Source organism: Flavimaricola marinus (assembly GCF_900184895.1).
Lineage (GTDB): Bacteria > Pseudomonadota > Alphaproteobacteria > Rhodobacterales > Rhodobacteraceae > Flavimaricola > Flavimaricola marinus.
In genome coordinates this window covers 144627-169258 of record NZ_FXZK01000001.1, presented here as the reverse complement: position 1 = coordinate 169258, position 24632 = coordinate 144627, and the positions used below count along the sequence as shown (strand labels likewise).

At 60.4% G+C, this 24632-nt stretch carries 25 protein-coding genes; 5 read left to right on the top strand and 20 right to left on the bottom strand.

Translation table 11 applies throughout. The annotated features are described in order from the left end of the window. Positions 1–63 precede the first annotated feature (63 nt). The 14 genes from LOM8899_RS00835 to LOM8899_RS00770 all read right to left on the bottom strand — a co-directional run bounded on the left by LOM8899_RS00835 (position 64) and on the right by LOM8899_RS00770 (position 11272). A complete protein-coding gene (locus LOM8899_RS00835) occupies positions 64–813 on the bottom strand; it encodes a TIGR02186 family protein (RefSeq protein ID WP_093990273.1) in 750 nt (249 codons plus the stop codon). Continuing rightward, a complete protein-coding gene (locus tag LOM8899_RS00830) occupies positions 810–1730 on the bottom strand; it encodes a sulfite exporter TauE/SafE family protein (RefSeq protein ID WP_093990272.1) in 921 nt (306 codons plus the stop codon). Before LOM8899_RS00830 ends, LOM8899_RS00835 begins: the two co-directional genes overlap by 4 nt. 89 nt (positions 1731–1819) lie before the next feature. Further along, on the bottom strand, positions 1820–2623 hold the full coding sequence (locus tag LOM8899_RS00825) for a purine-nucleoside phosphorylase (protein ID WP_093990271.1): 804 nt from the start codon (positions 2621–2623) through the stop codon (positions 1820–1822). Next, positions 2607–3587, bottom strand: coding sequence for an ABC transporter permease (locus LOM8899_RS00820; protein ID WP_093990270.1), 981 nt, complete (start codon positions 3585–3587; stop codon positions 2607–2609). Before LOM8899_RS00820 ends, LOM8899_RS00825 begins: the two co-directional genes overlap by 17 nt. 4 nt (positions 3588–3591) lie before the next feature. Next, a complete protein-coding gene (locus LOM8899_RS00815) occupies positions 3592–4707 on the bottom strand; it encodes an ABC transporter permease (protein ID WP_093990269.1) in 1116 nt (371 codons plus the stop codon). Then, the gene (locus LOM8899_RS00810) at positions 4707–6239 is read right to left on the bottom strand and encodes an ABC transporter ATP-binding protein (protein WP_093990268.1); all 1533 of its coding nucleotides are present in this window, start codon (positions 6237–6239) and stop codon (positions 4707–4709) included. The genes LOM8899_RS00815 and LOM8899_RS00810 overlap by 1 nt, the downstream gene beginning before the upstream one ends. Beyond that, positions 6236–6589, bottom strand: coding sequence for a nuclear transport factor 2 family protein (locus LOM8899_RS00805; RefSeq protein WP_133064954.1), 354 nt, complete (start codon positions 6587–6589; stop codon positions 6236–6238). The genes LOM8899_RS00810 and LOM8899_RS00805 overlap by 4 nt, the downstream gene beginning before the upstream one ends. Before the next feature lie 78 nt (positions 6590–6667). Further along, on the bottom strand, positions 6668–7663 hold the full coding sequence (locus LOM8899_RS00800) for a BMP family lipoprotein (RefSeq protein WP_093990266.1): 996 nt from the start codon (positions 7661–7663) through the stop codon (positions 6668–6670). A gap of 191 nt (positions 7664–7854) precedes the next feature. After that, positions 7855–8274 carry a GNAT family N-acetyltransferase gene (locus tag LOM8899_RS00795; protein ID WP_093990265.1) on the bottom strand — a complete coding sequence of 140 codons (420 nt, stop codon included), beginning with the start codon at positions 8272–8274 and terminating at the stop codon, positions 7855–7857. After that, a complete protein-coding gene (gene tsaB / locus LOM8899_RS00790) occupies positions 8271–8912 on the bottom strand; it encodes a tRNA (adenosine(37)-N6)-threonylcarbamoyltransferase complex dimerization subunit type 1 TsaB (RefSeq protein WP_093990264.1) in 642 nt (213 codons plus the stop codon). Before tsaB ends, LOM8899_RS00795 begins: the two co-directional genes overlap by 4 nt. A gap of 10 nt (positions 8913–8922) precedes the next feature. Further along, positions 8923–9486: a NifU family protein gene (locus tag LOM8899_RS00785; protein ID WP_093991339.1), complete on the bottom strand. Its 564-nt coding sequence runs from the start codon at positions 9484–9486 to the stop codon at positions 8923–8925. Positions 9487–9652: 166 nt separating this feature from the next. After that, entirely contained in the window at positions 9653–9991 is a 339-nt protein-coding gene (locus LOM8899_RS00780; protein ID WP_093990263.1) for a hypothetical protein, read from the bottom strand. A gap of 89 nt (positions 9992–10080) precedes the next feature. Further along, entirely contained in the window at positions 10081–10419 is a 339-nt protein-coding gene (locus LOM8899_RS00775) for a hypothetical protein (RefSeq protein WP_093990262.1), read from the bottom strand. 397 nt (positions 10420–10816) lie between these two features. Further along, on the bottom strand, positions 10817–11272 hold the full coding sequence (locus LOM8899_RS00770) for a universal stress protein (RefSeq protein WP_093990261.1): 456 nt from the start codon (positions 11270–11272) through the stop codon (positions 10817–10819). A gap of 106 nt (positions 11273–11378) precedes the next feature. On the opposite strand from LOM8899_RS00770, the gene LOM8899_RS00765 reads away from it, so the two are divergent. Beyond that, on the top strand, positions 11379–11846 hold the full coding sequence (locus tag LOM8899_RS00765) for an OsmC family protein (protein ID WP_245820395.1): 468 nt from the start codon (positions 11379–11381) through the stop codon (positions 11844–11846). Between the two features lie 203 nt (positions 11847–12049). Here LOM8899_RS00765 and LOM8899_RS00760 read toward each other — a convergent pair whose 3' ends face one another. Both LOM8899_RS00760 and trpS read right to left on the bottom strand, forming a co-directional pair. Beyond that, positions 12050–13180: an endonuclease/exonuclease/phosphatase family protein gene (locus tag LOM8899_RS00760; protein WP_093990259.1), complete on the bottom strand. Its 1131-nt coding sequence runs from the start codon at positions 13178–13180 to the stop codon at positions 12050–12052. A 97-nt stretch (positions 13181–13277) separates the two neighbouring features. Then, positions 13278–14294, bottom strand: coding sequence for a tryptophan--tRNA ligase (gene trpS / locus LOM8899_RS00755; protein ID WP_093990258.1), 1017 nt, complete (start codon positions 14292–14294; stop codon positions 13278–13280). 92 nt (positions 14295–14386) lie between these two features. Here trpS and LOM8899_RS00750 point away from each other — a divergent pair, with 92 nt between their 5' ends. Continuing rightward, entirely contained in the window at positions 14387–15070 is a 684-nt protein-coding gene (locus tag LOM8899_RS00750; RefSeq protein WP_093990257.1) for a rhomboid family intramembrane serine protease, read from the top strand. Here LOM8899_RS00750 and murJ read toward each other — a convergent pair. The 3 genes from murJ to LOM8899_RS00735 form a co-directional block, all read right to left on the bottom strand. Beyond that, the gene (murJ, locus tag LOM8899_RS00745; RefSeq protein WP_093990256.1) at positions 15067–16635 is read right to left on the bottom strand and encodes a murein biosynthesis integral membrane protein MurJ; all 1569 of its coding nucleotides are present in this window, start codon (positions 16633–16635) and stop codon (positions 15067–15069) included. The genes LOM8899_RS00750 and murJ overlap by 4 nt on opposite strands. Positions 16636–16755: 120 nt before the next feature. After that, positions 16756–19575 (bottom strand): [protein-PII] uridylyltransferase, encoded by a 2820-nt coding sequence (locus LOM8899_RS00740; protein ID WP_093990255.1) that lies wholly within the window; start codon positions 19573–19575, stop codon positions 16756–16758. Next, on the bottom strand, positions 19535–20716 hold the full coding sequence (locus tag LOM8899_RS00735) for a penicillin-binding protein activator (protein ID WP_093990254.1): 1182 nt from the start codon (positions 20714–20716) through the stop codon (positions 19535–19537). The genes LOM8899_RS00740 and LOM8899_RS00735 overlap by 41 nt, the downstream gene beginning before the upstream one ends. A 116-nt stretch (positions 20717–20832) precedes the next feature. Here LOM8899_RS00735 and rsmI point away from each other — a divergent pair, with 116 nt between their 5' ends. The 3 genes from rsmI to gshB all read left to right on the top strand — a co-directional run bounded on the left by rsmI (position 20833) and on the right by gshB (position 23108). Beyond that, positions 20833–21708 carry a 16S rRNA (cytidine(1402)-2'-O)-methyltransferase gene (gene rsmI, locus LOM8899_RS00730; RefSeq protein ID WP_093990253.1) on the top strand — a complete coding sequence of 292 codons (876 nt, stop codon included), beginning with the start codon at positions 20833–20835 and terminating at the stop codon, positions 21706–21708. 22 nt (positions 21709–21730) lie between these two features. Continuing rightward, on the top strand, positions 21731–22099 hold the full coding sequence (locus tag LOM8899_RS00725; protein ID WP_093990252.1) for a YraN family protein: 369 nt from the start codon (positions 21731–21733) through the stop codon (positions 22097–22099). Between the two features lie 64 nt (positions 22100–22163). Then, positions 22164–23108, top strand: coding sequence for a glutathione synthase (gshB, locus tag LOM8899_RS00720; protein WP_093990251.1), 945 nt, complete (start codon positions 22164–22166; stop codon positions 23106–23108). Here gshB and LOM8899_RS00715 read toward each other — a convergent pair. Continuing rightward, positions 23105–24619 (bottom strand): YifB family Mg chelatase-like AAA ATPase, encoded by a 1515-nt coding sequence (locus LOM8899_RS00715; RefSeq protein WP_093990250.1) that lies wholly within the window; start codon positions 24617–24619, stop codon positions 23105–23107. The two genes, gshB and LOM8899_RS00715, sit on opposite strands and share 4 nt — an antisense overlap. Positions 24620–24632: the final 13 nt, after the last annotated feature.

The following is a 24632-nucleotide window of genomic DNA, read 5'->3' as shown; positions in this document are numbered from 1 at the left end:
TTGGTCCGCTATTTATGGGGGAGGGGGAAATCGCCAAGTGCTTGACGGGATTGAGCCCCAATCTCAGCGGCGCAACATTGCAAACGCGGCAGAGGCGGACCAGCCGGCGGCGACGGCGATGAGCAAGGACAGAAATCCGTAGACCATCGGTTGCTGCCTTGAGAGATTGTAAAGCCAGCGCTCGAGCCCGACCTTCTGCACGTGAATGACAGTGTCGTATCGATCGACGACTTCCTTGTCACGGGTCAGAAATATGCGGGTTGGGTAATCGCCTTCGACAAGATTTGCCGGCAGGGAAATCGACGTGCTGAAGAGGGTTTCTTCATCAAAATCCACATTGCTGTCGCGGCGTTGATAGAGGTCATCGCCGGCCCGGATGCGGATCAACGCCTCCGAGTAATCGGATGAATTCATGACATCGGCCCCAACCGAGCGAATTGCCCGACCAATAGAGACCGAGTGGCGAAGGTCTTCGGTTTCACTGAGCACATCGGGCAAAGGCCCGGTGCTGGCCACCGCATAGAACGATGGCGCAGCGTCGACCGTGACAGCCGACGTGTTGACCCAAATTCCGAACCGCCGCTCCTTGTGCCGGACAATGACAGGCTGCAACGGTCCCGAGACGGAAATGACCACCTCAAGTGGAGCCAAGTCCTGCGTCGGCCTGTCTCGCTTGATCGCCCCGTAGATCAGGATATCGGAGCCGTCGAAAACCGTTGTGATCGCGACTTCGTCCTGAGAAAGGCTCATGACGATCTCTTCGGCCTGAACGGCACCGGCCCAGAAAATGATGGCAAGCAGGAGGCGGATCATCGTCTCGCCGCCAGTGGCTCAAGGGTGAAGAGCTCGGACGGGCGCAGGGCCAATTCAAAGGCCAACTGCGCGCACACCGCCAGAACGAGAATCGCAAGGAGAATGCGCAGCTGCTCTGCCTTGAGACGCGCGCCGATCCGAGTGCCGAACTGGGCGCCGATGACGCCGCCGAAGATCAGCAAGAGGGCCAATACCATATCGACGGTATAATTCGTCGTGGCGTGGAGCATGGTGGTGAAGGCTGTCACAAAGATGATCTGGAACAGCGATGTCCCGACCACGACCTTGGTCGGCATGCCCAGCAGATAGATCATTGCGGGCACCATGATGAATCCTCCGCCGACCCCCATGATCGCGGCGAGGACACCCACCAGAAGCCCGACCATCAGCGGCGGCAGGACCGAGATGTAGAGGCCGGACACCCGGAACTTCATCTTGATTGGCAGATTATGCACCCAGTTGTGTTTGCGGCGGGTTGCGGCCCGGCCGGTGCGACGGGCGCGCAGCATGGCATTGATGCTTTCCCAAAGCATGAGGCCGCCGACTGTTCCGAGAAACACCACGTAGCAGAGCTTGACCAGCAGATCGACCTGGCCCAACGCCTTGAGCATGTTGAACAGAAATACGCCGAGTGCCGAGCCTATGAGACCACCGACAAGCAGGACCGAGCCCATCCGCATGTCCACGGTTCGTCGCCTCAGATGCGCCATCAGTGCCGAAACCGAGGAGGCAACGATCTGGTTCGCGGAAGTGGCGACGGCGACCGCCGGCGGGATGCCTGCCAAGAACAGCAACGGGGTGATGAGAAACCCGCCGCCCACGCCAAACATGCCAGATAAGATACCCACCAATCCGCCTACCCCCAGGAGGAGAAAGGCATTCACCGAGACTTCGGCTATGGGGAGATATATCTGCATTTGCAAAGGCCTGAGCTGGCTAGGTCTCCTTGAAACATCGTTCGACTAAAATTTCCAGCCCCGCGACATCGGAATCGACGCAAACGGGATCAAGTAAGGTGCCTTAGTGTTGCGCGTAGTACGGTTTCGAGCTTGGCTGCCCCGATCGGAGCCATTGCCTTGGTATGCTCGTGACTGATGGATTCATCGCTCATTCCGGCGGCCATATTGGTGATGGTAGAGATGGCCGCGCAGCGAAGACCGAGAAAGCGCCCCAGAATGACCTCCGGCACGGTGGACATTCCGACCGCGTCCGCGCCCAACATCCGAATGGCCCGAATCTCGGCAGGGGTCTCGAAGGATGGGCCGGAATACCATGCATAGATGCCCTGGTGCATTTCGGTGCCCGTTGCTTTTGCGGCATTGATGAGCTGCGCCCGAAGTGAAAGATCGTAGGCGTCTTTCATGGGGACGAAACGGGCGTCGGTTGGCTCGCCAATTAGCGGATTGAGGCCCGAGAAGTTTATGTGATCGGTCAAGCACATGATCGAACCGGTCGGCATCGAAGTGTCCATGGAGCCCGCGGCATTTGTGGCGATCAACGTATCCGCCCCCAAGCCTTTGACCACTTCTAGCGGCAGGCGCATCGCCGAGGCGTTTCCGGCCTCGTAATAGTGCGCCCGACCACCAAGGACGGCGACGCGTTGGCCCTCGAACACACCGACGACCAGTTTGGGATTGTGGCCCGATACACCGGCATGGGGAAATCCGGGCAATTCGGAATACGGGATCGACACACCGTCCACGGTGTTTGCCAAGTGGCCAAGTCCAGACCCGAGAATCAAGGCCAGCCGAACAGGTTCGCTCCCGGCCTTGGCTTGTATGAGCGAGACGAGGTCAGCGCTCTTTGACATAGGGTTCGCCTCCGGCTCTTGGGGGGATCGCCTTGCCGACGAAACCGGCAAGAATAATCACGGTGAGAATGTATGGAAGCACGTCCAGAAGCTGCACTTGAATGCGGAATCCAAGGACGGATTCAATCACGTCTCCGCGCAGCGCGATGGCTTGGAGAAAGCCGAACAACAGGCAGGCATAGAGAGCATACCACGGCCTCCACTTGGCAAAAATCAACGCGGCCAAGGCGATATAACCGCGGCCGGCGGTCATGTCTTTCACAAATCCAGCCTGAAGGCCGGTGGAAAGATACGCCCCGGCAATTCCGCAAAGCACGCCGCAAATCCCGACGGCCGCAAACCGCAGGCCGACAACCGATATTCCGGCCGTGTCGACGGCGGCGGGATTCTCCCCGACTGCCCGAAGGCGAAGACCAAAACGGGTGCGATACAAGAGCCACCAACTTGCCGGGACAGTCAGAACCGCCAGATAAACGATGATCGTATGGCCGGATATGAGCTCTGAATAGAACTGCTGGAAGGGGCCGGCTTGCATGATCTCGCGCATCCGGGCGAGCGCACCCGGCCATTGAATGGGGTTGAACCTAGCATCCCCGCTCAAGGAAGGCGTTCTCCCGCCTTGCGCGAACAGAGATTGCGCAATCAGGACCGTCAGGCCGGACGCGAGGAAGTTGATGGCCACGCCCGAAATGAGCTGGTTGCCCCGGAATGTGATCGACGCGAGGCCATGCAGGGCCGACAGCAGAAGGGAAGCGAATATTCCGGCGAGAAAGCCTACCCAGACGCTCCCCGTCAGTGACGCGACCGCTGCAGCGGTAAAGGCGGCGGCGAGCATCTTGCCCTCGAGCCCGATGTCAAAAATGCCCGCACGTTCCGAGAAGAGGCCCGCGAGGCAAGCAAGGAGCAGCGGCGTGGCAAGTCTGATCGTCGCGTCCAGAAGTTGCAGGAGTGTGAGAAAATCCATGGGTCTACTCCGCCGCCTTGGGAGCCGTCTTGCGGCCTTTGTTGATGGCAAGGAAGAGCTTTTCCAGCGGCACTCGCACCATGTTGTCCAAAGCACCTGTAAACAGGATCACGAGCGCTTGGATCACAAGAACCAGTTGGACCGGGATCGTCGTGTCTTGGCTCAGGATTGCGCCGCCCTGGTAGAGCACGCCAAACAGCAGCGCCGCCAGCAAGATGCCGAAGGGATGCGAGCGCCCCATCAACGCGACCGCGATACCGATGAAACCGGCGCCTTCAGTGGCATTGAGAACCAGACGCTCGGCCTCGCCCATCACGTTGTTGAGCGCCATCATCCCCGCAAGTGCGCCTGAGATCGTCATGGACACGAGGATGATCTTTGTCGGGCTGATACCGGCGTATTTCGCGGCGCTTTCCGAATGACCGAAGGCGCGGATTTCATACCCCAGGCGGGTGCGCCAGATCAGGGCCCAGACGAATACACATGCCACCAGGGCGACGAGAAAGCTCACGTTGGCAGGGGCGCCGCGCGAAAATTCGATGCCAAGCGGAGCCAACATTTCGGAGAAATTCGGCAAATGGGTGGTGTCGGGAAACTTCGGTGTCGCCGGTTCCATCGAACCCGCCGGCTTGAGCACGCTGACCAGCATGTAATTCAACAGAGCGGCCGCGATGAAGTTGAACATGATCGTCGTGATCACGATGTGACTGCCGCGTTTCGCCTGCAAATAGGCCGGAATCAGGGCCCACAGCGCACCAAATGCCGCAGAGGCGATTATTGCGCCAAGCAATGCCAGAGACCAATGCGGCCACGGCAGATAGAGGCAGCAAAGCGCGACGCCGAGGCCGCCCAAAGTCGCCTGGCCCTCGCCGCCGATGTTGAACATGCGGGCATGGAATGCGACGGCGACCGCGAGACCCGTGAAGATGAAGTTGGTCGCATAGTACAGCGTATAGCCCCACGCGTATTTCGACCCCATGGAGCCCTCGACCATGATCTTGAGCGCATTGATCGGGTCTTCGCCGATCGCGAGGATCACGAGGCCGGACAGGATCGCAGCAAGAAGCAAGGAAATCAGGGGGATCAGGACCACATCGGCCCATTGCGGCATTTTCTGCATCAGGCTGCCTCTCCGGTGACGCCGGCCATCAACAGGCCCAGTTCTTTGACGTTTGTCTGCTCTGGCAGTCGTTCACCCATGATCTTGCCGTCGAACATCACGGCAATCCGATCCGATAGACTGAGGATTTCGTCAAGTTCGACCGAGACGAGCAAGATCGCCTTGCCTTGATCCCGCAGCGCAACGATCTGTTGGTGAATAAACTCGATCGCGCCGATGTCTACGCCACGTGTCGGTTGTCCGATGAGCAGCAGGTCGGGATTGCGTTCGATTTCGCGCGCCAGCACGATCTTCTGCTGGTTGCCGCCCGAAAAGTTCTTGGCCGTAAGGCGCGGATCGGGGGGGCGGACGTCAAAGCGGGACATCTTGTCGACGGTGTCTTGCTTGATGGCAGCCAGATCCATGAAAAGTCTGGATTTCTGATATTGCGGCTCGTGGTGATAGCCGAAGGCGATATTCTCCCAGGCCATGAAATCCATGATCAGGCCCTCGCGCTGCCGGTCTTCGGGCACATGCGCGATTCCGCGGGCACGGCGACTCTGGCCGTCTGAATGCCGGCCGCTCAGATCGATCTCGGTCCCATTGAGCTGGATTGTTCCGGTGGCCTTCTCATAGCCGCCCAAAACCTCGAGCAATTCGGACTGTCCATTGCCCGAGACTCCGGCAATGCCGAGGATCTCACCCGCACGGACGTTGAAGCTGACGCCCTTGAGGCGGTGGACACCCTTGTCGTCAGTGACGTTCAGATCACGCACGTCAAGCACCATGGCTCCGGGCGTGGCCGGCTTCTTTTCAACCCTGAGCAGGACCTTGCGGCCAACCATCAGTTCAGCCAATTCGGGGGGCGATGTCTCTGCCGTTTGTACGTGTCCGACCATCTCGCCACGTCGCATGACGCTGACCGTATCGGTTATTTCCATGATCTCGCGCAGCTTGTGGGTGATCAGGACGATGGTCTTACCTTCGTCCTTCAATCGACCCAGGATCCGGAATAGCTGATCTGCTTCTGCAGGTGTCAGCACGCCGGTTGGCTCATCGAGAATGAGGATGTCGGCCTTGCGATACAGGGCCTTGAGTATCTCAACGCGCTGTTGCATGCCGACGCCGATATCTTCGATCAAGGCATCGGGATCGACGTTCAGCTCGTATTCCTCGGCCAGTGATTTCAGCTCTTTGCGGGCGCGCGCCAGCGATGGCCGGAGCAGGGCCGAGTCCTCGGCGCCCAGAACGATGTTCTCGAGGACGCTGAAATTTTCAACGAGCTTGAAGTGTTGAAACACCATGCCGATGCCAGCAGCAATCGCTGCCTGACTGTCCGGGATCGGAGTCTTTTGGCCGGAAATGTATATTTCGCCGGAATCGGCGCGGTAGAACCCGTAGAGGATCGACATGAGCGTGGATTTTCCCGCGCCGTTCTCGCCGATGATGCCGTGGATCGTGCCCGGCATGACGCGGATCGAAATGTCCTTGTTGGCCTGAACGGCCCCGAAGGCCTTGGAGATGCCTTTGAGTTCAATGGCCGGTGCGGTCATTCTGGTGCGCCCATTCCAACAAATCCTACCAGACGGGTGATTTTGCCCGCATCATCCAGATCGGCGATGTACTGGCCGGTCTGCACCCGCTCACCAGCGCCGAAATGCACGGTCGCACGGGCAAAGTTCAGAGTGGTCGAGATGTTGACCGCAGAGACGGGCATGCCCGGTGCCATTTCTGAGAACTGACCGACATAGGATTTGACGGCATCCGCAGTCGTCAGAGGAGCTTCGGTGCGCGGGTCGGCATAGAAGATCGTCGTTCCCAAACTTTCGTCGATCGCGGCGTCTCTGGTCGTCGGATCGGAGTCTGCCCATGCGGCAAAGAACTGTGAAACGCTATCTGTCATGTTGCCCACCACCCTATTTGCAGAGGGCCGCGCAGGACATGTCCTGCGCGGCCCTTTCGTATTGGCCTGAACCGGTTTTTAGAAAGTCAAAGCCGGGCAGGTCTCGTCGCTCATGTAGTCATGAACAGCCAGAGTGCCCGCAGTGATATCTGCAGCGGCGGCGTCAACGGCAGCCTGCATTTCCTCGGTGATCAGGTCAGCGTTGAACTCGTCAACGGCATAGCCGACACCACCGTTCGCAACACCCATGACGTTGAAGCCGGTCTCGACCATCTCGCCGGCGCTCATGGCTTCGTAGACGGCATTGTCGACGCGCTTCATCATCGACGTCAGAACCTGACCGGGGTGCAGGTAGTTCTGGTTGGCATCGACGCCGATGGACAGGATGCCTTCGTCTGCGGCGGTTTGTAGAACGCCGACGCCGGTGCCACCTGCGGCAGCAAAGACGACGTCAGAGCCCTGGCTGATCTGTGCCAGCGTCAGTTCGGAGCCTTTGACCGGGTCGTTCCATGCGGCAGGCGTTGTGCCTGTCATGTTGGCGACGACGTTGGCATCCGGGTTGGCAGCCAATACGCCTTGCGCGTAGCCACAGGCGAACCGACGGATCAGCGGGATGTCCATGCCGCCCACGAAGGACACGGTGCCGGTCTCGGATGCCATCGCGGCCATCATGCCGACAAGGTAGGAACCTTCGTGCTCGTTGAACACAACCGACCGGACGTTCGGCGCGTCGACGACCATGTCGATGATCACGAACTTGGTGTCAGGATAGTCGCCTGCGACTTCGGCAAGCGGCGTTGCAAACGAGAAGCCGGCCATCACGATCGGGTTGTTGCCAGCTTCGGCAAAGCGGCGAAGGGCCTGCTCGCGCTGGGCGTCGGACTGAAGCTCGGTCTCGGCAAAGGTGCCGCCGGTCTCTTCGGCCCAACGTGTTGCGCCGTTAAAGGCAGACTCGTTGAAGGATTTGTCGAACTTGCCGCCAAGGTCAAAAATCAGGGCGGGCTCGGCCAATGCGGCACCTGCGGACAGGGCAAGCGCGGCTGTCGCGCCGAGGAATTTCGTTACGTGGGTCATTTGGGTCTCCCAGGACTTGTTTCGCGGGGTGGCAGTCCCCGCCTGTTATGCGAACCATCGCGGCGCAGAAATGCACCGGGCCGGATCATTGACAGATAAGGCAATGCGACGCCGGAAGGGTCAACAGGTTTTTCGGTGAAAACTGCCTCGCGCACAGTCATTTGCCCAGAGAATCGCCTTCTGACGCTGGGTCATTCCGTGTGGAGCGCCTTCGATAGGATCAACGCTGCGACTCGTTGGCCGGAAACCGTGCGGTAGTAGCCAGGGCGGCGCCCGGTTTCTGTGTAGCCCGCCGAAGCGTAAAGATTTTGGGCGGGCTCGTTGTCTTCGGCGACCTCGAGGAATATCCGCTCCACTCCCCGGAGCGCGGCTTCTTCCTCGAACCGGGACATCGCATTCGTGGCATGTCCGTGACGCTGGCCCGCCGGGTCGCAGGCAAGCGTCAGGATTTCCGCTTCGTCGACCACGATCCTTCCGAGGACAAAGGCCGGGCCGGATGAGGTCAGCAGGATACCGGCTTGCACCATCAAGTTTTCGAACTCGTCTACGCTCCACGCCCGTGTCTCGGTGAACGCGGCCTGATGAATCCGTGCCAGATCGGCGGGTTTCATGGAAGCAGGGCCGGAGCCGGGTCTTTCGAGGGCGCGGCATCGGCGTTCCGCATGTACAGCGGGGCCGGGCGGTCGTTTGGCAATAGTCGACGGGCGGATGCTATCCGTGCGACGCCTTCGACCAACGTGACTTGTGCAGGGCAGGGTGCCCATCCCAATTTTTCCCCAAGCATTTCGGCCGGGCTGCCGACAACCTGGACATCGGCGGGCAAGGTCTCTGTAACTGTTGCAGCCTCCGTCAGATCACACAGTCTCGCCGCGCCAGTCGGTGCGCCATTGGAGAAGCTTTGCAGGTAGACGCGGTCTCGCGGTGCGGACCGCGCAGAGACGACATTGCCCGAGATGCCAAAGACCTGAGCCGAAAGGCCGTCCACGCCGATCGCAGGAATGCCCAACCCGAGGGCCAGACCTCGAGCGGCGGAGACGCTGATGCGGATGCCGGTGAAGTTTCCGGGGCCGATACCCACGCCGATGGCGTCCAAATCGGACCAGTCCAGACCTTCGGCCTGCAACATCTCGCCCAACATCGGCATGAGATGTTCCGCTTGCCCCTTCGCCATCGTATCGATCCGAACGACGCAGCGATCACCAATCAGCACTGCGGCGGCGCATTGCGCCGCCGATGTGTCAAACGCCAGCAGAATAGGCTCAGGCCGCGACAGGGCGCACCTCGACCACTTCAGGAATGTAGTGGCGCAGCAGGTTCTCGATCCCCATCTTGAGCGTCAGAGTCGACGACGGGCAACCGGCGCAAGCACCCTGCATATGCAGATAGACAATGCCGCGCTCAAAGCCGTGGAACGTGATGTCACCGCCGTCTTGGGCCACGGCGGGGCGCACGCGGGTGTCGAGCAGTTCTTTGATCTGATCGACGATTCCGCTGTCCTCGCCGCTGTGTTCGGCATGGCCGGATGCGGGGGCATGGTCACCCGCCATCACCGGTTGACCGGATTGGTAGTGCTCCATCACAGCGCCAAGGATCGCAGGCTTGATGTGATCCCACTCGACATCGTCAGCCTTCGTCACGGTGACGAAGTCTACGCCGAAGAACACGCCTGTGACACCGCCAGTTGCGAAGATGCGGGCTGCGAGGGGGGACTGTGCCGCGGCCTCAGCGCTCGCGAAATCGGCCGTTCCGACCTCGAGCACATTCTGGCCGGGCAAAAACTTGAGCGTTGCGGGGTTTGGGGTCGATTCCGTCTGGATGAACATCGTTGGCCAACCTTTTCTGTCAGGATTGTAGATATGCGCCCAAGGTCCGTTGAAGTCAAGGATTGGAACCATTCTAAACTGGGAAGCACCCGAATGGCCAATCAAAACGCATAGAGGGTCCGCCATTGCTGGCAGACCCCGTGCAGCGCAAAAACGCGATGCGATGTTATCGCTTCGAGACTTGGTAGTCCTTGGCAGCCACAGTCTGACCGTCGACGGTGATCACGGCGAGCACTTCGGCCAAGGGGGTGTTGCCGACGTTGACGCGAACGTCCTGGTTCGCACCTGCATGCACGACGGTGGAGCCGAGCAGCGCGCCCTGCTCGCCGCCGCGGAAATCGTAGACTTCGACGACACCTTCGCCGGCGGCGCGGATCGTGCCGAGGTCGAGGTTCGAGCTGGCCTCAAGGGTTTCGCCGAATGCGAAGTAGTTGACGTCTGCCTGGGCGATGGAAGCGGTTGCAGCAACAGTTGCGGCAGCGAGTGCGATCATTTTGATGGACATGGTAGTCTCCTGATTTGAAGTTTGGTTTTCTTTGATGGGGAAGGGCGACGACCCTGAGGCCGCCGCATTAAGGCAAGAGGTGTTGCCTCTTACATGCCGACGACGTCGTAATCCTTGACGGCGACGGTCTGACCGTTGACCTTGATCACAGCGAGAACGTCGGCTTTGGGGTCTTGGCCCACGAAGACGCGGACGTCTTGGTTGGCACCGGCGTGCACCACGGTCGAGCCGAGCAGAGCGCCTTGCTCACCGCCGCGGTAGTCGTAAATCTCGACGACGCCTTCGCCGGACGAGCGGATGGTCCCGAGGTCGAGGTTGGAGCTTGCTTCCAGCGATTCACCAAATGTGAAGTAGCTGACTTCAGCTTGGGCAATGGAAGCGGTGGCGGCAGCTGTTGCGGCGGCAAGTGCGATCATCTTGATGGACATGGTGTATTCCTAACGTGTTGTTGTTTCGTGTGTCTGATACGTGGCGGCGGTTCGTTTCCGTCGTCGGTGAATGACATTTGGGAACGGTTTGATGTTTGAAAAGACTTTGAAATATCACGGAAAATCTCACGCGTTTGTGAGCCAGATCGCGCTTGATTGTGAGATTTTCCGGACGTGGATGGTGGTTCTGTGCATCCACGCAAAATGAGCAAATCACGGATGCACAGAACTCCTATGGAACCCGGCTTTGAGCCCCGAACCAGTGCCCAAAAACCGCGTTTCTCGTTCACGAAAAAAATTTGAAAAAAGCAAAAAAATCGACAAACGGCTCGCAGAGGCGTGAGGAATTCAGGCCAAGTGCGACAGTATCACTGCCATGTTGTCGCTTTGATCGCGGTCAGGTGATGGCTTCGAGCCGCTCTTTGGACATGTCGCCGGGCACGATGGTGATCGGGATCGGCAAGCTGCCGGCATTCCGGGTCAGTTGCGTGACCAAAGGACCGGGGCCCTTGTTGTCGGTCCCAGCGCCCAGAACCAAGACACCGATATCCGGATCGTCCCGGATTTGCCCCATGATCTCGGGAACGGCGTCGCCCTCCCGGATCACCAGTTCAGGGTCGACGCCCTGCTTGTCGCGCATCCACTTTGCGAAAACTTCGAAGTGCGCGTGAATCCGGTCGCGGGCTTCTTCGCGCATGATCTCGCCCACACCGATCCAGTGATTGAATTCATCCGGCGGAATGATCGACAATATCGCGACACCGCCACCGGTGTTCGAGGCGCGCATCGCGGCAAACCGGATTGCGTTCAGGCATTCTTTGCTGTCGTCGAGCACGACCAGAAATTTCCGCATGGTCCTCTCCCTTGACCTAGAGCAGGATACTGACGGAACCGGCAGGGCGAAGCAACGGGGGAGTGAACCCGAGGTGCACTTCGGCAAGGCAACGAAAGGCGACGGAGTGGCAGAGCACAATTATACAGCCAAAGTGACATGGACCGGCAATCGCGGACAGGGCAACGTCCGCTATCGCGGCTATGACCGCAAATGGGAAGTCCGTACACCCGGCAAGCCGGTCATCGAATGTTCGAACGATCCGCTTCTTGGTGGCGATCCGGGGCTGCACAATCCCGAAGACATGCTGATTGCGGCTCTGAGCGCGTGCCATATGCTATGGTATCTGCATCTGGCGTCCGACGCGGGAATACTGGTGTCGGCCTATGAGGATGAACCGATCGCCGTGGGTGAGAGCCTGCCCAATGGTGCCGGTCGATTTCTCAGTGCCACCTTGCGGCCAAGGATAATGCTCGGGCCTAGCGCTGACCGGGAACTGGCCGACGCGTTGCACGGACGGATTCATGAGACCTGTTTCATTGCGCGATCCGTCAATTTTCCGGTCAACTACGCGGCCGAGTATATCGAAGGCTGACCCAAATCTGCAAATCCGGCACCCGTTGCGCGTCCGAGCGGGGAACTCGGACGCGCCGCGTTGTGATGGGCTGGACAACGCGTAATCAAGAGCCGTGCGATCCGATGCCGCGAAGTAGGACAGGCTGCGGCAGTGACCCTTGGTGCGAGCACGCTATCGGCTGATTGATTCCGGAATGTGACATTCGGGCGGAGCAGATTGCTTCAATCGAGATCGAGATCGACCCAGACCCCATGATGATCCGAAGCGGCATAGCTTTCACGGGTAAGCTCTGGATACATCGGCCACCGGTTCGAGGCCGTCCATGCTCCCTTCCGAAAGATGCCGCCAAGCTGGACCTTGGACCACAAGGCGGGGGAAAGCATGATGTGGTCGATCTCCAGACTGTCAGCACCGGTGCCAAATGTGCCTATGCCGCGATGACCGGTATTGGCGTCGAAGGTGAAATCCGTGAAGGCGGGATGCTGCTTTACCTCTTTTAGCGAAGTCTCGAAAATCGGGGAAAGAGGTGCACTGGCCGGGGTGTCATTGAAATCGCCTAGAACGATGATGTTCTCGATTCCCTCGGAGAGTAGGCGGGCATAGTAGCTTGCCGTCATCTCGGCCTGTTCTTGGCGGCGGGCATCTGAGCGGGCTTGATCGCCGCCGAACTTGGATTTGAAGTGATTGGGGAGAATCGCCATTCGCTCGCCGCCGGGGGTCGTCAGAAGATATTCCGGACAATCGCGGGAAAAGACCGGCTCACCATTCTGGCCCAGTTCGTCGACATGGCTGCGCATCGAGGGCAAGGTAAATCCTTCGCGGGCCATCAGTCCGACATCGATGCCGCGCCGGTCGTTGCCGTCAATCACCATCATGTGCCGGTAGGGCAGGGCGGGGAGATCCACGTAGATCTTGTCATGAAATTCCGTGAGAACCGGCCGGCTCTCGACCTCTACCACGGCAAGCACGTCTGCATTCATGTCTCGGATCACCCGGGCGGTCATGGTGATCGCTTCCTCTTTGACGCGCGCGGTCTTGAGCTCACACCAACCCACCCAATCCCCCCGGCCAGTCGCCACGATCCTCGGGGCAGACCGGCGGGGGCGCGTGATCAGCTTGCCGCGAATGCGGCGCAGCCAGACAAAGGGGCCCTCGTCGCTTCGCAGGATCCCCAATTTGCCCATCAACGTCAGCATCTCGGCCTTGTCGGCCTCGGTGTAGACAGGTTTCTCGAAGAGTTGGTTGAGCGCGCTGTGCGCTTTCAGGACATCCTTGTGGGTATCCGGGTCCGGATCGTTGAAGGCGCGGACCCGGTCGAACAGGTTTTCCACGTTGAAAGTGGCGATGCGCATGGCCCAACTCCCGTGCTTGATCGGTGGCGATCATAGCACGGAACTGGAACCTGCCGAAGCGCAGTCGGCCCTAAGAGCAAGTGAGTCTGGCGACCACCTACCGCAGGAGGCCCACAATCTCATAGGTCTTGGCCAGGATCGGCGCGGCAATGGCGCGCGCCTTTTCCGCACCATCGCGCAGAATGCGGTCGATCTCGGCAGGGTCGTCGAGCAATCGGCGCATCTCAGTGGAAATCGGGGCGAGCTTGTCGACTGCCAAATCGGCCAACGCCGGCTTGAACTGGCCCCAACCCGCACCGGAATACTCGGCAATCACCTTGTCAGGAGTGCTGTCGGACAAAGCCGCAAAGATATCGACAAGATTGCGGGCTTCGGGGCGATCCTTCAATCCGTCCAAGGTTTCGGGCAGCGGCGCCGGATCGGTCCGCGCCTTCTTGAACTTCTTGGCGATGGTGTCTGCGTCATCGAGCATGTTGATCCGCTCCATGTCGCTCTCGCCGGATTTCGACATCTTCTTGGTCCCGTCGCGCAGGTTCATGACGCGCGTGGCGGGGCCCTCGATGACCGGCTCTGTCATGGGAAAGAAGTCGACCTTGTAGTCGTGATTGAACTTGGCGGCGATATCGCGGGTCAATTCGACGTGCTGCTTCTGATCCTCGCCCACCGGCACATGGGTGCCGTGATAGAGCAGGATGTCGGCAGCCATCAGGGACGGATAGGCATAAAGGCCAAGCGACGCCTTTTCGGCATTGGAGCCGGCCTTGTCCTTGAATTGGGTCATGCGGTTCATCCAACCGACGCGCGCGACGCAGTTGAAGATCCATGCCAGCTCGGCATGTTCATGGACCTGGCTCTGGTTGAACAGCACCGATCTGGTCGGATCGATGCCGGACGCCAGCATGCCAGCCGCGATTTCACGGGTGCCGGCACGCAGATCCGCGGGATCCTGCCAGACGGTGATTGCGTGCAAATCGACGACACAAAAGACGGTCTCGAACGCGGGGCCCTGCATGTCGCACCACCGCTTGATCGCGCCCAGATAGTTGCCAAGCGTCAAGCCGCCAGATGGCTTGATGCCGGAGAACACACGCGGGGTGAATTGGGTGTCGGTCATGGGGTCGATCCAGTCTGGATTTGCGGGTCTGTCTCGCATACCCATGCGGCATTGGACCGTCAACCTGTGGTCCTGCCGACAAAGGATACGCAATGTCAGAACGACCCGAAAACCCGGTCAATCCGATCCCGCCCGTCGTGGTGATCATCGTCCTGATGATCGTTGCCGTGGAAGGAGCGCTCTCTCTGGGAGCAACCGGGCTCGTCGGCGGACCCACCGCGATCGGATGGCGGCTGGCTGTCGTGGAGGACTATGCATTCTCGGTGCGGGTGTGGGATGTCATGGCGTCGCAAGGCAATTTCGATCCAAATATCCTCAAACGGTTTGTGACCTATCCGTTTGTGCATGCCAGCTTCACCCACGCCCTGTTTGCCGGGGCCTTGTTCCTGGCGCTGGGCAAGTTCGTGGGCGACGTGATCAACTGGGCGGGCGTGCTTGTGATCGTGCTGGTCTCGATCCTGTTCGGGGCTGCGGTCTTTGGCATGGTGCTCACCGAAAACAGAACCCTGATCGGGGCCTACCCCGCAGTTTACGGCCTGATCGGCGCATTCACCTATATCCTGTGGCTGCAATTGGGTGCATCGGGCAAGAATCGACTGCAAGCCTTTCGCCTGATCGGGTTCCTGATGGCGCTGCAACTAGTGTTCGGGCTGCTTTTCGGCGGAAATCCAACATGGATCGCCGATGTCGCCGGCTTCTTTGGCGGAATACTGGTCGCGCCTCTCGTCGCGCCCGGAGGGTGGTCTGCATTTCTCGGGCGGATCCGAACCCGCTAGCCGCGGCGTAACGCCCGCTTGAATTCCGACAGCCGGAACGCCCCCAGAAAATGGCCGGCCAAGAAATAGCTGACCATCCCCGCCGCGACCAGAATTGCGAGTGCGGCGTAGCGAATTGTCGGGGCACCTAGGACCGGGGTCATCAACACCGCCAACCACCACAACACCACCCCCATGACTCCGGACGCGAGCAGAATGCGCCAGATACGGCGCTTGAACCGGGCATCGAGCGTTGCTGCATCCCCCATCTGCCGCGATCCGATCCAGAGCATTGCGACCATGGCCCAACCCGCCAGCGTGGTGCCCAAGGCTGCCGCAATATATCCGATGCTGGGCGACAGGCCGACGGCCAGCCCGGCGTTGATCACCATGGCGGCCACGGCGTAGTAGAACGGGCGCTTGGTGTCTGACCGGGCAAAGAAAAGCGGCTGCAAGGTCTTTTGAAGCACAAACGCGGGCAGGCCCATGCCGTAGACGGCGACGACGAGGGCGGTCGCCGCGACGTCGTCTGCGCTGAAGGCGCCGCGCTGGAACAGCACTGACACCAGAGGGACCGGGATCACGAACAGCGCCACGGCCGCGGGAACGGTGAGGGCAAGGCTCAACTCGCCGGCCCGATTGAGTGCGTCACGCCCGCCTGCAGTATCGCCTGCACCCAAACGGCGCGACAGATCTGGAAGAAGCACCACGCCAATAGCGATGCCCACAACGCCCAAGGGCAATTGATAAAGGCGGTCGGCATAGCTCAGCCATGCAACGGCGCCGTCGAAATAGCTGGCCACTTGCCGACCGATCAGCAGGTTGATCTGAACCACACCGCCCGCCAGCGCCGCCGGCGCGGCAATGATCGCCAGACGCTTGAGTTCCGGGGTCATCCGGGGTCTGCGCGGGCGAAAGGTGAAACCGGCACGCGAGGCAGCCCACCAGACAAGCGCCAACTGCGCGATGCCTCCAAGGGGGACGGCATAAGCAAGGCTGTTGCCGATAACCTGCCTCAGTCCTGCTTCAGGGATCACCGGATAGTACCAGGCGCCGACCAGCATCGCTCCCACAAAGATCACGTTGAGCAGAACCGGGGCGGCAGCGGCGGCCAGGAACCTGCCGGTGGCATTCAACACGCCCGAAATAAGCGCCGCGAGCGAGATGAAGAGAATGTAGGGGAAGGCGAGCCGCCCGAATTCTACGGCCAGCGTAAAACGTTCGTCTCCCGCATATCCGCTCGCCATGGCCCAGACCAGCCACGGCATGAACGCCACGCCCAACACCGTGAATACGCTGAGCAACACCGTCATGCCGGTGAAGGCGTCCTGTGCAAAACCCTCCGCATCGTCGCCGGTTTCCAGCTTCTTGGCGAACATTGGCACGAAGGCCATGTTGAACGCGCCCTCGGCGAAGAACCTTCGAAACATGTTGGGCAGCGAAAATGCGATGAGAAAGGCTTCGGCCACCGGGCCCGCGCCGAGATAGGCTGCGATCATGATATCGCGCACAAATCCAAGCACGCGCGACATCAACGTCCAGACGCCCACAGTGACAAAGCCGCGAATGAGGGAGATCGGTTTCAATTTAGGCGCTCCGCCGGGCAGTTACGGACTTTGCCATATACCAAGGGCATCGGCTCCGGAAGGGTCGCATTCGTGCAGAAATCGCGCAGCCTCGCGGGGGCATCGGTGCTCGCCAGTCGGCTATTCGCGCGCCCGCTCCGCACCGCGCTCGATGGCTTCGCGCAGGAATTTTTCCAGTGCCTTCTGCTTCGCCTCGGAATGGTATTTCAGACCGAACATATCCTTGACGTAGAAGGTATCGACAACCTGCTCGCCATAGGTCGCGATGACGGCGGATGCGATATAGACATGCTTCGCAGCCAAGGCGCGCGTCAGATCATAGAGCAATCCGGGTCTGTCGCGGGTATCCACCTCAATGATCGAATAGATCTCGGAACCTTCGTTATCAAATGTGATGGATGTCGGAACCCGGAAAGCACGCTCGCGCTTCTTGATCCGGTCGCGTTCCTTCAGGGCATCGCGCGCGACGACTTCACCTTTGAGAGTGCGTTCGATCATCTTGCGAAGGCGGGGCAGGCGGGCTTCTTCATAGGGCGCCCCGTCCCCATCCTGAATCCAGAAGATCGCCGTCGCAAAGCCGTCCTTGGTGGTATAGGTCCGGGCGTCGACGATGTTGGCGCCAACCAGCGCCAAGGCGCCCGTCATCCGGCTGAACAGACCCGGGTGATCGGCCATGGCAAAGCAGGCACGTGTCGCATCCCGATCCGTGTCGAGCATCAGGTCGATGCGGATCTCGTCATTGCCGAGACCGCGCAGCATTTCTGCGAAGACGGCATGGGCGGCGGCCGGCAGCCCCTGCCAATACGGGCCGTAGTGGCGCGATGTCTCGCTGCGCAAATCCTTCGTGTCCCAGTCCGACAGGACTTCGCGCAGATTGCGCTTGGCCTCTGCTTCCAGATTGTCGCGATTGAGGGCTTCCATCCCCGTTTCAAGCGCCTGCTCGGTCGCGCGATACAGGCCGCGGATCAGCATCGCTTTCCAGTTGTTCCACGTATTCGGGCCAACACCGCGGATGTCGCACACGGTCAGGACCGTCAACAAATCAAGGCGCTCCTTGCTCTTGACCGCCTTGGCGAAATCACGAACCGTCCGCGGTTCGGCTATGTCGCGCTTTTGGGCCACGTCGGACATCAACAGGTGATAGCGAACCAGCCATTCGACGTTTTCGCATTCCTTCTTGTTGAGACCCAACCGGGGCGCGACCTTGCGGGCAATCTGAGCGCCCAAGACGGAATGATCCTCGGGGCGACCCTTGCCGATGTCATGCAGCAGCAACGCCACATAAAGAACCTTGCGGTTGATCCCCCGCTTGAGGATGCCGCTCGCGATAGGCAACTCCTCGACAAGCTCGCCTCGCTCGATCTGGCTCAGGTGGCTGATGCATTGGATGATGTGCTCGTCGACCGTGAAGGAGTGGTACATATTGTATTGCACCATCGCGACGATGGGTGCGAACTCCGGAATGAAGGCCTCCAGCACCCCCAATTCGTTCATTCGACGCAAGGCCCGCTCGGGATTGCCGTGCTTGAGCATGAGGTCGAGGAAAATCCGGTTGGCCTCTGGTGTGGCTCGCAATTCCGGACCGATGAGATCGAGATTGGCCGCCAGAAGGCGCATGGCATCCGGATGCAGCAATGTCCCGGTCCGCAGAGCCTCCTCAAAAATCTTGAGCATGTTCAGAGGGCTGTCCAGAAACGTCTTCTCGTCAGCGACGGTCAATCTGTTCTGCTTGATCGCATAGGGAGGCTTTGCCTTCTTGCGGCGGGAAAGCAGACGCGTCAGCACCGGTTCGGCCTTGGTATGGGTGGCTTCCAAGGCCGTCAGAAAGATGCGGGTCAATTCGCCCGCTTTCGTGGCATGGCGGAAGTAGTCCTGCATGAAATGTTCGACCGCCCGTCGGCCTCCACCGTCGGCATAGCCCATGCGGCTGGCAACCTCGACCTGAAGGTCGAAGGTCAACTGTTCCACGGCACGCCCGGTCAGGATGTGCAGGTGACAGCGCACAGCCCATAGGAAATCCTCGGCGTCGACGAACGTCGTGTGTTCATCCGGGGTGAAGACGCCTTTCTCGACGAGGTCGAATGCATTGCGAACGCCATAGACGTATTTGGCAATCCAGTAGAGCGATTGCAGATCCCGGAGGCCCCCCTTGCCCTCTTTGACATTGGGCTCGACCACGTAACGCTGTCCGCCTTGCTTGCGGTGCCGCTCCGCGCGCTCCTCGAGCTTTGCTTCGATGAATTCCGGAGCCGTCGTTCGAAAGAGTTCCGACCAAAGGCGCTTGCGCAGCTTCTCTGCCAGTTGTTCATCGCCGGTCAGAAACCGGCATTCCAACAGGCTGGTGCGGATCGTGTAATCTTCCTTTGAAAGTCGGAGGCAGTCTTTGACCGACCGGCTGGCATGGCCCACCTTCAGCTTCAGGTCCCACAGCATGTAGAGCATGGTCTCGATCAGGCTCTCGGCCCAGGGCGTCAGCTTGTAGGGTGTGAGAAACAACAGGTCCACGTCTGACGCCGGAGCCATCTCGCCGCGCCCGTATCCACCGATGGCGACCAGCGCGAGGCGCTCGCCTTCGGTGGGGTTCGGATTGGGATGGATGCGGGTTTGTGCAACCAACATGACTCCGCGCACGATCTGGTCGGTCAGCCAAGAATAGGCGTATTTCGTCGGGCGGGAGTTGAAGGGATCGGCCAAAAAGGCCGCCTCGATCGCCGCCATGCCCTTGGCGCGTGCATCGCCAAGAACAGAAACGGTCGCGGCTCGGATTTCCCGAGCGTCCTGACACTCCGCCAAAGCCGCCTTCAAGGCGATTTCGACGGCATCAGCGTCGAAAATGCTTTTTGCCGGGCATATCAGCCCGGCATGGTCTTCGTTTTCGAGGTCGCGGGCCGGGGCCGGGTCAGGACCCGGCGCCGCCGAAACTGCGAGGGGCTGGGTCAAGAATTACCACCTGATTGTTCTGGATTGTGGCAACCGCCAGCCCCCGTTCGTTCGTTCCGTTCGGCAAGAGCCGGAATATGCCAGCGGTACCTTGGAAACCTTGCGACTGCGTTAAGGCTGATCGGGACAGGGCATCGGCGTTACCCTGCGCGACAAGGGCGCCGATTGCCGCGATGCCGTCGTATGCGAGGCCGGCCAGCGGATGCGGGGCATCGCCATATGCGGCGGTGTAGCGGCTCTCGAAGATCGCGGTCATGTTCTGGTCGGGCAGGGCAAAGAGACCACCCTGCAGGCCCGGCAGAGCCAACGCCTGCGGCGCGGCGTTCCAGCGGGTCAGCCCAACCAGACGGGTATCCGAAAGATCCAGCCCGCTTTCAGGCAGGGTCGCCGCAAGGATCGGTAGATCTGCATTGACGCCGGCAGTGAGGAACAAGGCATCCGCGGCCGCACTGGCTTGGGCGATCTGCGGCGACGATGCGATGATGCTCTCTTGCGAAAGGGCGTAACCTTGCACCGAAGCGACGGTTGCCCCGTTGTTGCGCACGGCGGACAGGATAGCATCCCGGCCCAGATTGCCCTGCAAATCGTCCGAGTGGGCGACTGCGTAGGTATTCAAGCCATTGCGCACGCCATAGCGGATCAGGCGATCGGCGGTATTTCCAAATGTCGGCCCGAGAACGAACACGTTGCCCCCTGCGATCGTCGTGTTGTTCGAAAATGCCAAGACGTTCACGCCGCTGGCGGCAACGGCGACACCAGCCGCATTCGCGGAATCGGCGAACAGCGGGCCAAGAATGATCTTCGCCCCTTCGTTGACGGCTGTGGCCGCGGCATTGGCGGCTTGGGTCGGATTGGCGCCGGTCGAATAGACCCGCAGATCAATGGCGACACCGTTCAAGTCGGAAATCGCGAGCCGGGCCGCGTTTTCGAGGTTCTGTGCGAGGAATTCATTTGAGCTGTCCGCAGAACCCGTCGGGACCAGAAGCGCAACGGGAACCGGCGCCGTCGGATCGATCCGGGGCCCGTCGTTGCCGCCGGTGCCGGGAACCGAGACGGCTGTGCACGCGGCCAGCCATGCCAGCGACATGAAAACAAAAAGACGGCTAGCGGCCTTGCGGCGACCAATCAAACGGGCAAACATGACTCTCCACTCCCTTTTGGTGATGCCATCGGACCAATTGGGGCCCTATATGCGGCCCCAGAGGGCACGGCAACCTCGGTGGTGTATCATAAAGCGGAGGTCGCGAGGGTCTAGGTATGAATTTCAACAATAAGCCCATTTCCGCTGGATTGTATTTCGTCGCGACACCGATCGGCACGGCACGAGACATCACGCTGCGCGCGTTGGACATCCTCGCAAACGCCGACCTGATCGCTGCCGAAGACACCCGGACCGCACGAAAGCTGATGGAGATCCACGGCGTGCCGCTGGGCGGGCGATCCGTGATTGCCTACCACGACCATTCCGGCCCTGCACAGCGAGCCGGGATCGTCAGTGCGGTCAAGAGCGGCAAATCGGTTGCCTACGTCTCGGAGGCCGGAACACCGCTTGTGGCCGATCCGGGCTATGCGCTCGGGCGGGCACTTATCTCGGAGGGCCTTCCCGTCTTTGCCGCTCCGGGGGCTTCCGCGGTCCTCGCGGCGCTGGCCGTCGCGGGATTGCCGACGGACCGCTTCGCGTTCATCGGGTTCCTGCCGTCAGGACAGGCCCAACGAGAAACCGAACTCGCGGGGCTGCGGGCCCTGGACATGTCACTGGTCTTTTATGAAAGCCCCAAACGCATTAGCGAGATGTTAAGGACTTGCGCATCATATCTGGGAGAAGATCGGCAGGCTGCCGTGTGTCGGGAGCTGACGAAACGATTTGAGGAGGTGCGGCGCGGCCAATTGGCGGACCTCGCCGATTGGTATGAGACGAACCCGACAAAGGGTGAGATCGTCGTTGTCGTGGGCCGGCCTTCTCAGGCCGAGGCCACCGACGATGACATAAAGTCCGCATTACAAATGGCGATGCGGACGATGCGCGTCAAAGATGCGGCGACGGCCGTTGCCGGGGCAATGGGGCTGCCGCGCAGGCAAATCTATCAGTTGGCTCTGGAATTGTCGTCCGGGGATGACGCTGACGAGACCTAAGCTAAAACGGACGAGACCTCACATGCAGGCAAAACATCGCGGCACCACTCACCACTACGCCGGTCTTGCTGCCGAAGACATCGTTTCGCGCGACTATGCCTGTCGTGGCGGCAAGGTTGTGCACCGTCGGTGGCGAGGTTCGGGCGGCGAGATCGATCTGATCGCCCGCGACGGAGATCAGGTCATATTCATCGAAGTGAAGAAAAGCCGAACGTTCGGTCAGGCGGCGCATCGGCTGAGCCGACGGCAGATGGATCGCATTTGCAGTGCGGCGACAGAGTTCCTCGGGGGCGAACCGCGTGGACAGCTGACAGACATCCGGTTCGATCTTGCGCTGGTCGATGGCCAAGGCGCGGTGCAGATCATCGAGAACGCTTTCGGCGAAGGCTGATCCTTGCACCCGGCGCAGGCATGAGCCATGTATCTGGCCGTAACCGCAAGCAAAGGTCTCACGCATGTCACTTAAGATAGCCATCCAGATGGACCCCATTGGTCCCATCAATATCGACGCTGACAGCACCTTTCGAATTGCCGAAGAGGCCCAGGCGCGGGGGCACAGCCTGTTTTACTATACGCCGGACAAGCTGGCCTATCAGGAAGGCAGGGTCACCGCTCGTGGTTGGCCGCTGACGGTTCGGCGGGTCAAGGGAGACCACTATACGCTCGGCGCCGAAATCGAGGTCGATCTGGGCGACTACGACGTCGTGTGGCTTCGGCAAGATCCGCCCTTCGACATGGGTTACATAACGACGACTCATCTGCTCGATATGCTCGCGCCCCGGACACTCGTGGTGAATGACCCGTTCTGGGTGCGCAACTACCCCGAGAAACTTCTGGTTTTGCGGTTCCAGGATCTCACGCCGCCAACGGCCATCGCGCGTGATCTTGAAACGCTCCGCGCATTCCGGGCGAAACACGGTGATATCATCCTGAAGCCGCTCTACGGGAACGGTGGGGCCGGGGTATTCAAACTGACTTCGAGCGACAGCAATCTCGCCTCGCTGCACGAGATGTTTTCGGGGATCAACCGCGAGCCCCTGATCGTGCAGAAATTTCTGCCCGATGTCAGCAAGGGTGACAAAAGGGTCATCCTAGTGGATGGCGAACCCGTGGGGGCGATCAATCGGGTCCCTGCCGCGGGCGAGACGCGGTCGAACATGCACGTCGGCGGTCGCCCGGAAAAGGTTTCGCTGACGGACCGAGACCGCGAAATCTGTGATCGGATTGGTCCGCTTTTGCGTGAAAAGGGCCAAATCTTTGTCGGTATCGACGTCATCGGCGATTGGCTGACCGAGATCAACGTGACCTCCCCGACAGGCATTCAAGAGCTCGAGCGTTTCGACGGGACGAATGTCGCGGCGAAGATTTGGGAAGCGATCGAGGCACGTCGCGCGGTCTAGACCTCCTTGGACAGCGCGAGCCGATAACTGACGGCTTCCGCGATATGCGGTTTGAGCACGTTCTCGGAACCGGCAAGGTCTGCGATCGTTCGCGCGACTCTCAACACACGGTGATAGCCGCGGGCTGAGAGGCCGAACCGCTCTGCGACCTTGCTCAGCAAGTCGCGACCCTCCTGATCCGGGGTGGCAATGTCTTCAAGCAAGCGCCCTTCGGCGTCCGCATTGACCCGGATCTTTAGTTGCCCCGCGAACCTTTCGGTCTGTATGTCGCGGGCTTCGGCGACCCGTTTGGCCACATCGGCCGAGCTGTCGCCGGTCGCTTGCAGATCAAGATCGGTATAAGCCACGGGCGGAACCTCAACCCGCAGGTCGATCCGATCCAGCAGCGGCCCGGAAATGCGGCCGAGGTAATCTTCACCGCACTGCGGAACCCGCGCGCAGGCGCGAGCCGGATCGGTCAGAAAGCCGCATTTGCAGGGGTTTGCAGCGGCGACAAGCATGAACTGACAGGGATAGCGGATGTGGGCATTGGCGCGGGCGACGACGACTTCACCGGTTTCGATAGGCTGGCGCAGGGTCTCCAGCACTGTTCGCGGAAACTCAGGGAATTCGTCCATGAACAGGACGCCGTTGTGCGCGAGGCTGATCTCGCCGGGGCTGGCCCGTCGACCGCCACCGACGATCGCGGCAACCGACGCCGTGTGATGCGGCTCGCGGAAGGGGCGTGTTCGACTGATCCCACCTTCCGCGATCAGCCCGGACAAGGAATGGACCATCGATGTTTCCAAAGCCTCCGCTGCCGATAACGGCGGCAAGAGGCCCGGAATCCGTGCGGCCAACATGGATTTCCCAGAACCGGGCGACCCCACCATCATCAGGTGATGCCGTCCGGCGGCGGCAATCTCGAGCGCCCGCTTTGCCCGTTCCTGTCCCTTGACGTCGCGCAGGTCGCGTGCGGTCGTTTCCTGTTGCACCTCACCGGGTTGGGCCGGGGGAATGGGCTTGAGGCCGGTGAAATGCCTGATGATCTCAGTCAGCGTCCCCGCGGCGATGACTTCGGTCGCGCCCACCCAGGCAGCCTCGGCACCGCAGGCCTTCGGGCAGATCAATGACCGGTCCTCCTGTGCTGCCGCCATCGCGGCGGGCAGAGCGCCGACGACAGGCACCAAGGCCCCGCCCAAGGAGAGTTCGCCCAGTGACACCGTATGCGAGATCTCTTCCTGCGGTATGATTTCAAGCGCGGCCAGAAGCGCCAAGGCGATCGGCAGATCGAAATGGGAACCCTCCTTGGGCAAGTCCGCAGGCGACAAGTTCACCGTGATCCGTTTCGACGGCAACGCGATTGCCATGGTCGTGAGCGCGGCGCGAACCCTTTCCCGCGCTTCGGAGACGGCCTTGTCGGGTAATCCCACGATGGAGAATGCAGGCACGCCAGAGGAGAGCGCACACTGCACCTCGACCATGCGCGCCTCGACCCCTTCGAAAGCGACCGTGTAGGCCACTGTCACCATAACCATTCTCCCC

What these genes read in the sequence shown, in the direction of transcription:
- LOM8899_RS00835 (WP_093990273.1), bottom strand. Translation starts at nt 813, where the DNA reads ATGATCCGCCTCCTGCTTGCCATCATTTTCTGGGCCGGTGCCGTTCAG.
- LOM8899_RS00830 (WP_093990272.1), bottom strand. Translation starts at nt 1,730, where the DNA reads ATGCAGATATATCTCCCCATAGCCGAAGTCTCGGTGAATGCCTTTCTC.
- LOM8899_RS00825 (WP_093990271.1), bottom strand. Translation starts at nt 2,623, where the DNA reads ATGTCAAAGAGCGCTGACCTCGTCTCGCTCATACAAGCCAAGGCCGGG.
- LOM8899_RS00820 (WP_093990270.1), bottom strand. Translation starts at nt 3,587, where the DNA reads ATGGATTTTCTCACACTCCTGCAACTTCTGGACGCGACGATCAGACTT.
- LOM8899_RS00815 (WP_093990269.1), bottom strand. Translation starts at nt 4,707, where the DNA reads ATGCAGAAAATGCCGCAATGGGCCGATGTGGTCCTGATCCCCCTGATT.
- LOM8899_RS00810 (WP_093990268.1), bottom strand. Translation starts at nt 6,239, where the DNA reads ATGACCGCACCGGCCATTGAACTCAAAGGCATCTCCAAGGCCTTCGGG.
- LOM8899_RS00805 (WP_133064954.1), bottom strand. Translation starts at nt 6,589, where the DNA reads ATGACAGATAGCGTTTCACAGTTCTTTGCCGCATGGGCAGACTCCGAT.
- LOM8899_RS00800 (WP_093990266.1), bottom strand. Translation starts at nt 7,663, where the DNA reads ATGACCCACGTAACGAAATTCCTCGGCGCGACAGCCGCGCTTGCCCTG.
- LOM8899_RS00795 (WP_093990265.1), bottom strand. Translation starts at nt 8,274, where the DNA reads ATGAAACCCGCCGATCTGGCACGGATTCATCAGGCCGCGTTCACCGAG.
- LOM8899_RS00785 (WP_093991339.1), bottom strand. Translation starts at nt 9,486, where the DNA reads ATGTTCATCCAGACGGAATCGACCCCAAACCCCGCAACGCTCAAGTTT.
- LOM8899_RS00780 (WP_093990263.1), bottom strand. Translation starts at nt 9,991, where the DNA reads ATGTCCATCAAAATGATCGCACTCGCTGCCGCAACTGTTGCTGCAACC.
- LOM8899_RS00775 (WP_093990262.1), bottom strand. Translation starts at nt 10,419, where the DNA reads ATGTCCATCAAGATGATCGCACTTGCCGCCGCAACAGCTGCCGCCACC.
- LOM8899_RS00770 (WP_093990261.1), bottom strand. Translation starts at nt 11,272, where the DNA reads ATGCGGAAATTTCTGGTCGTGCTCGACGACAGCAAAGAATGCCTGAAC.
- LOM8899_RS00760 (WP_093990259.1), bottom strand. Translation starts at nt 13,180, where the DNA reads ATGCGCATCGCCACTTTCAACGTGGAAAACCTGTTCGACCGGGTCCGC.
- trpS (WP_093990258.1), bottom strand. Translation starts at nt 14,294, where the DNA reads ATGACCGACACCCAATTCACCCCGCGTGTGTTCTCCGGCATCAAGCCA.
- LOM8899_RS00750 (WP_093990257.1), top strand. Translation starts at nt 14,387, where the DNA reads ATGTCAGAACGACCCGAAAACCCGGTCAATCCGATCCCGCCCGTCGTG.
- LOM8899_RS00735 (WP_093990254.1), bottom strand. Translation starts at nt 20,716, where the DNA reads ATGTTTGCCCGTTTGATTGGTCGCCGCAAGGCCGCTAGCCGTCTTTTT.
- rsmI (WP_093990253.1), top strand. Translation starts at nt 20,833, where the DNA reads ATGAATTTCAACAATAAGCCCATTTCCGCTGGATTGTATTTCGTCGCG.
- LOM8899_RS00725 (WP_093990252.1), top strand. Translation starts at nt 21,731, where the DNA reads ATGCAGGCAAAACATCGCGGCACCACTCACCACTACGCCGGTCTTGCT.
- gshB (WP_093990251.1), top strand. Translation starts at nt 22,164, where the DNA reads ATGTCACTTAAGATAGCCATCCAGATGGACCCCATTGGTCCCATCAAT.
- LOM8899_RS00715 (WP_093990250.1), bottom strand. Translation starts at nt 24,619, where the DNA reads ATGGTGACAGTGGCCTACACGGTCGCTTTCGAAGGGGTCGAGGCGCGC.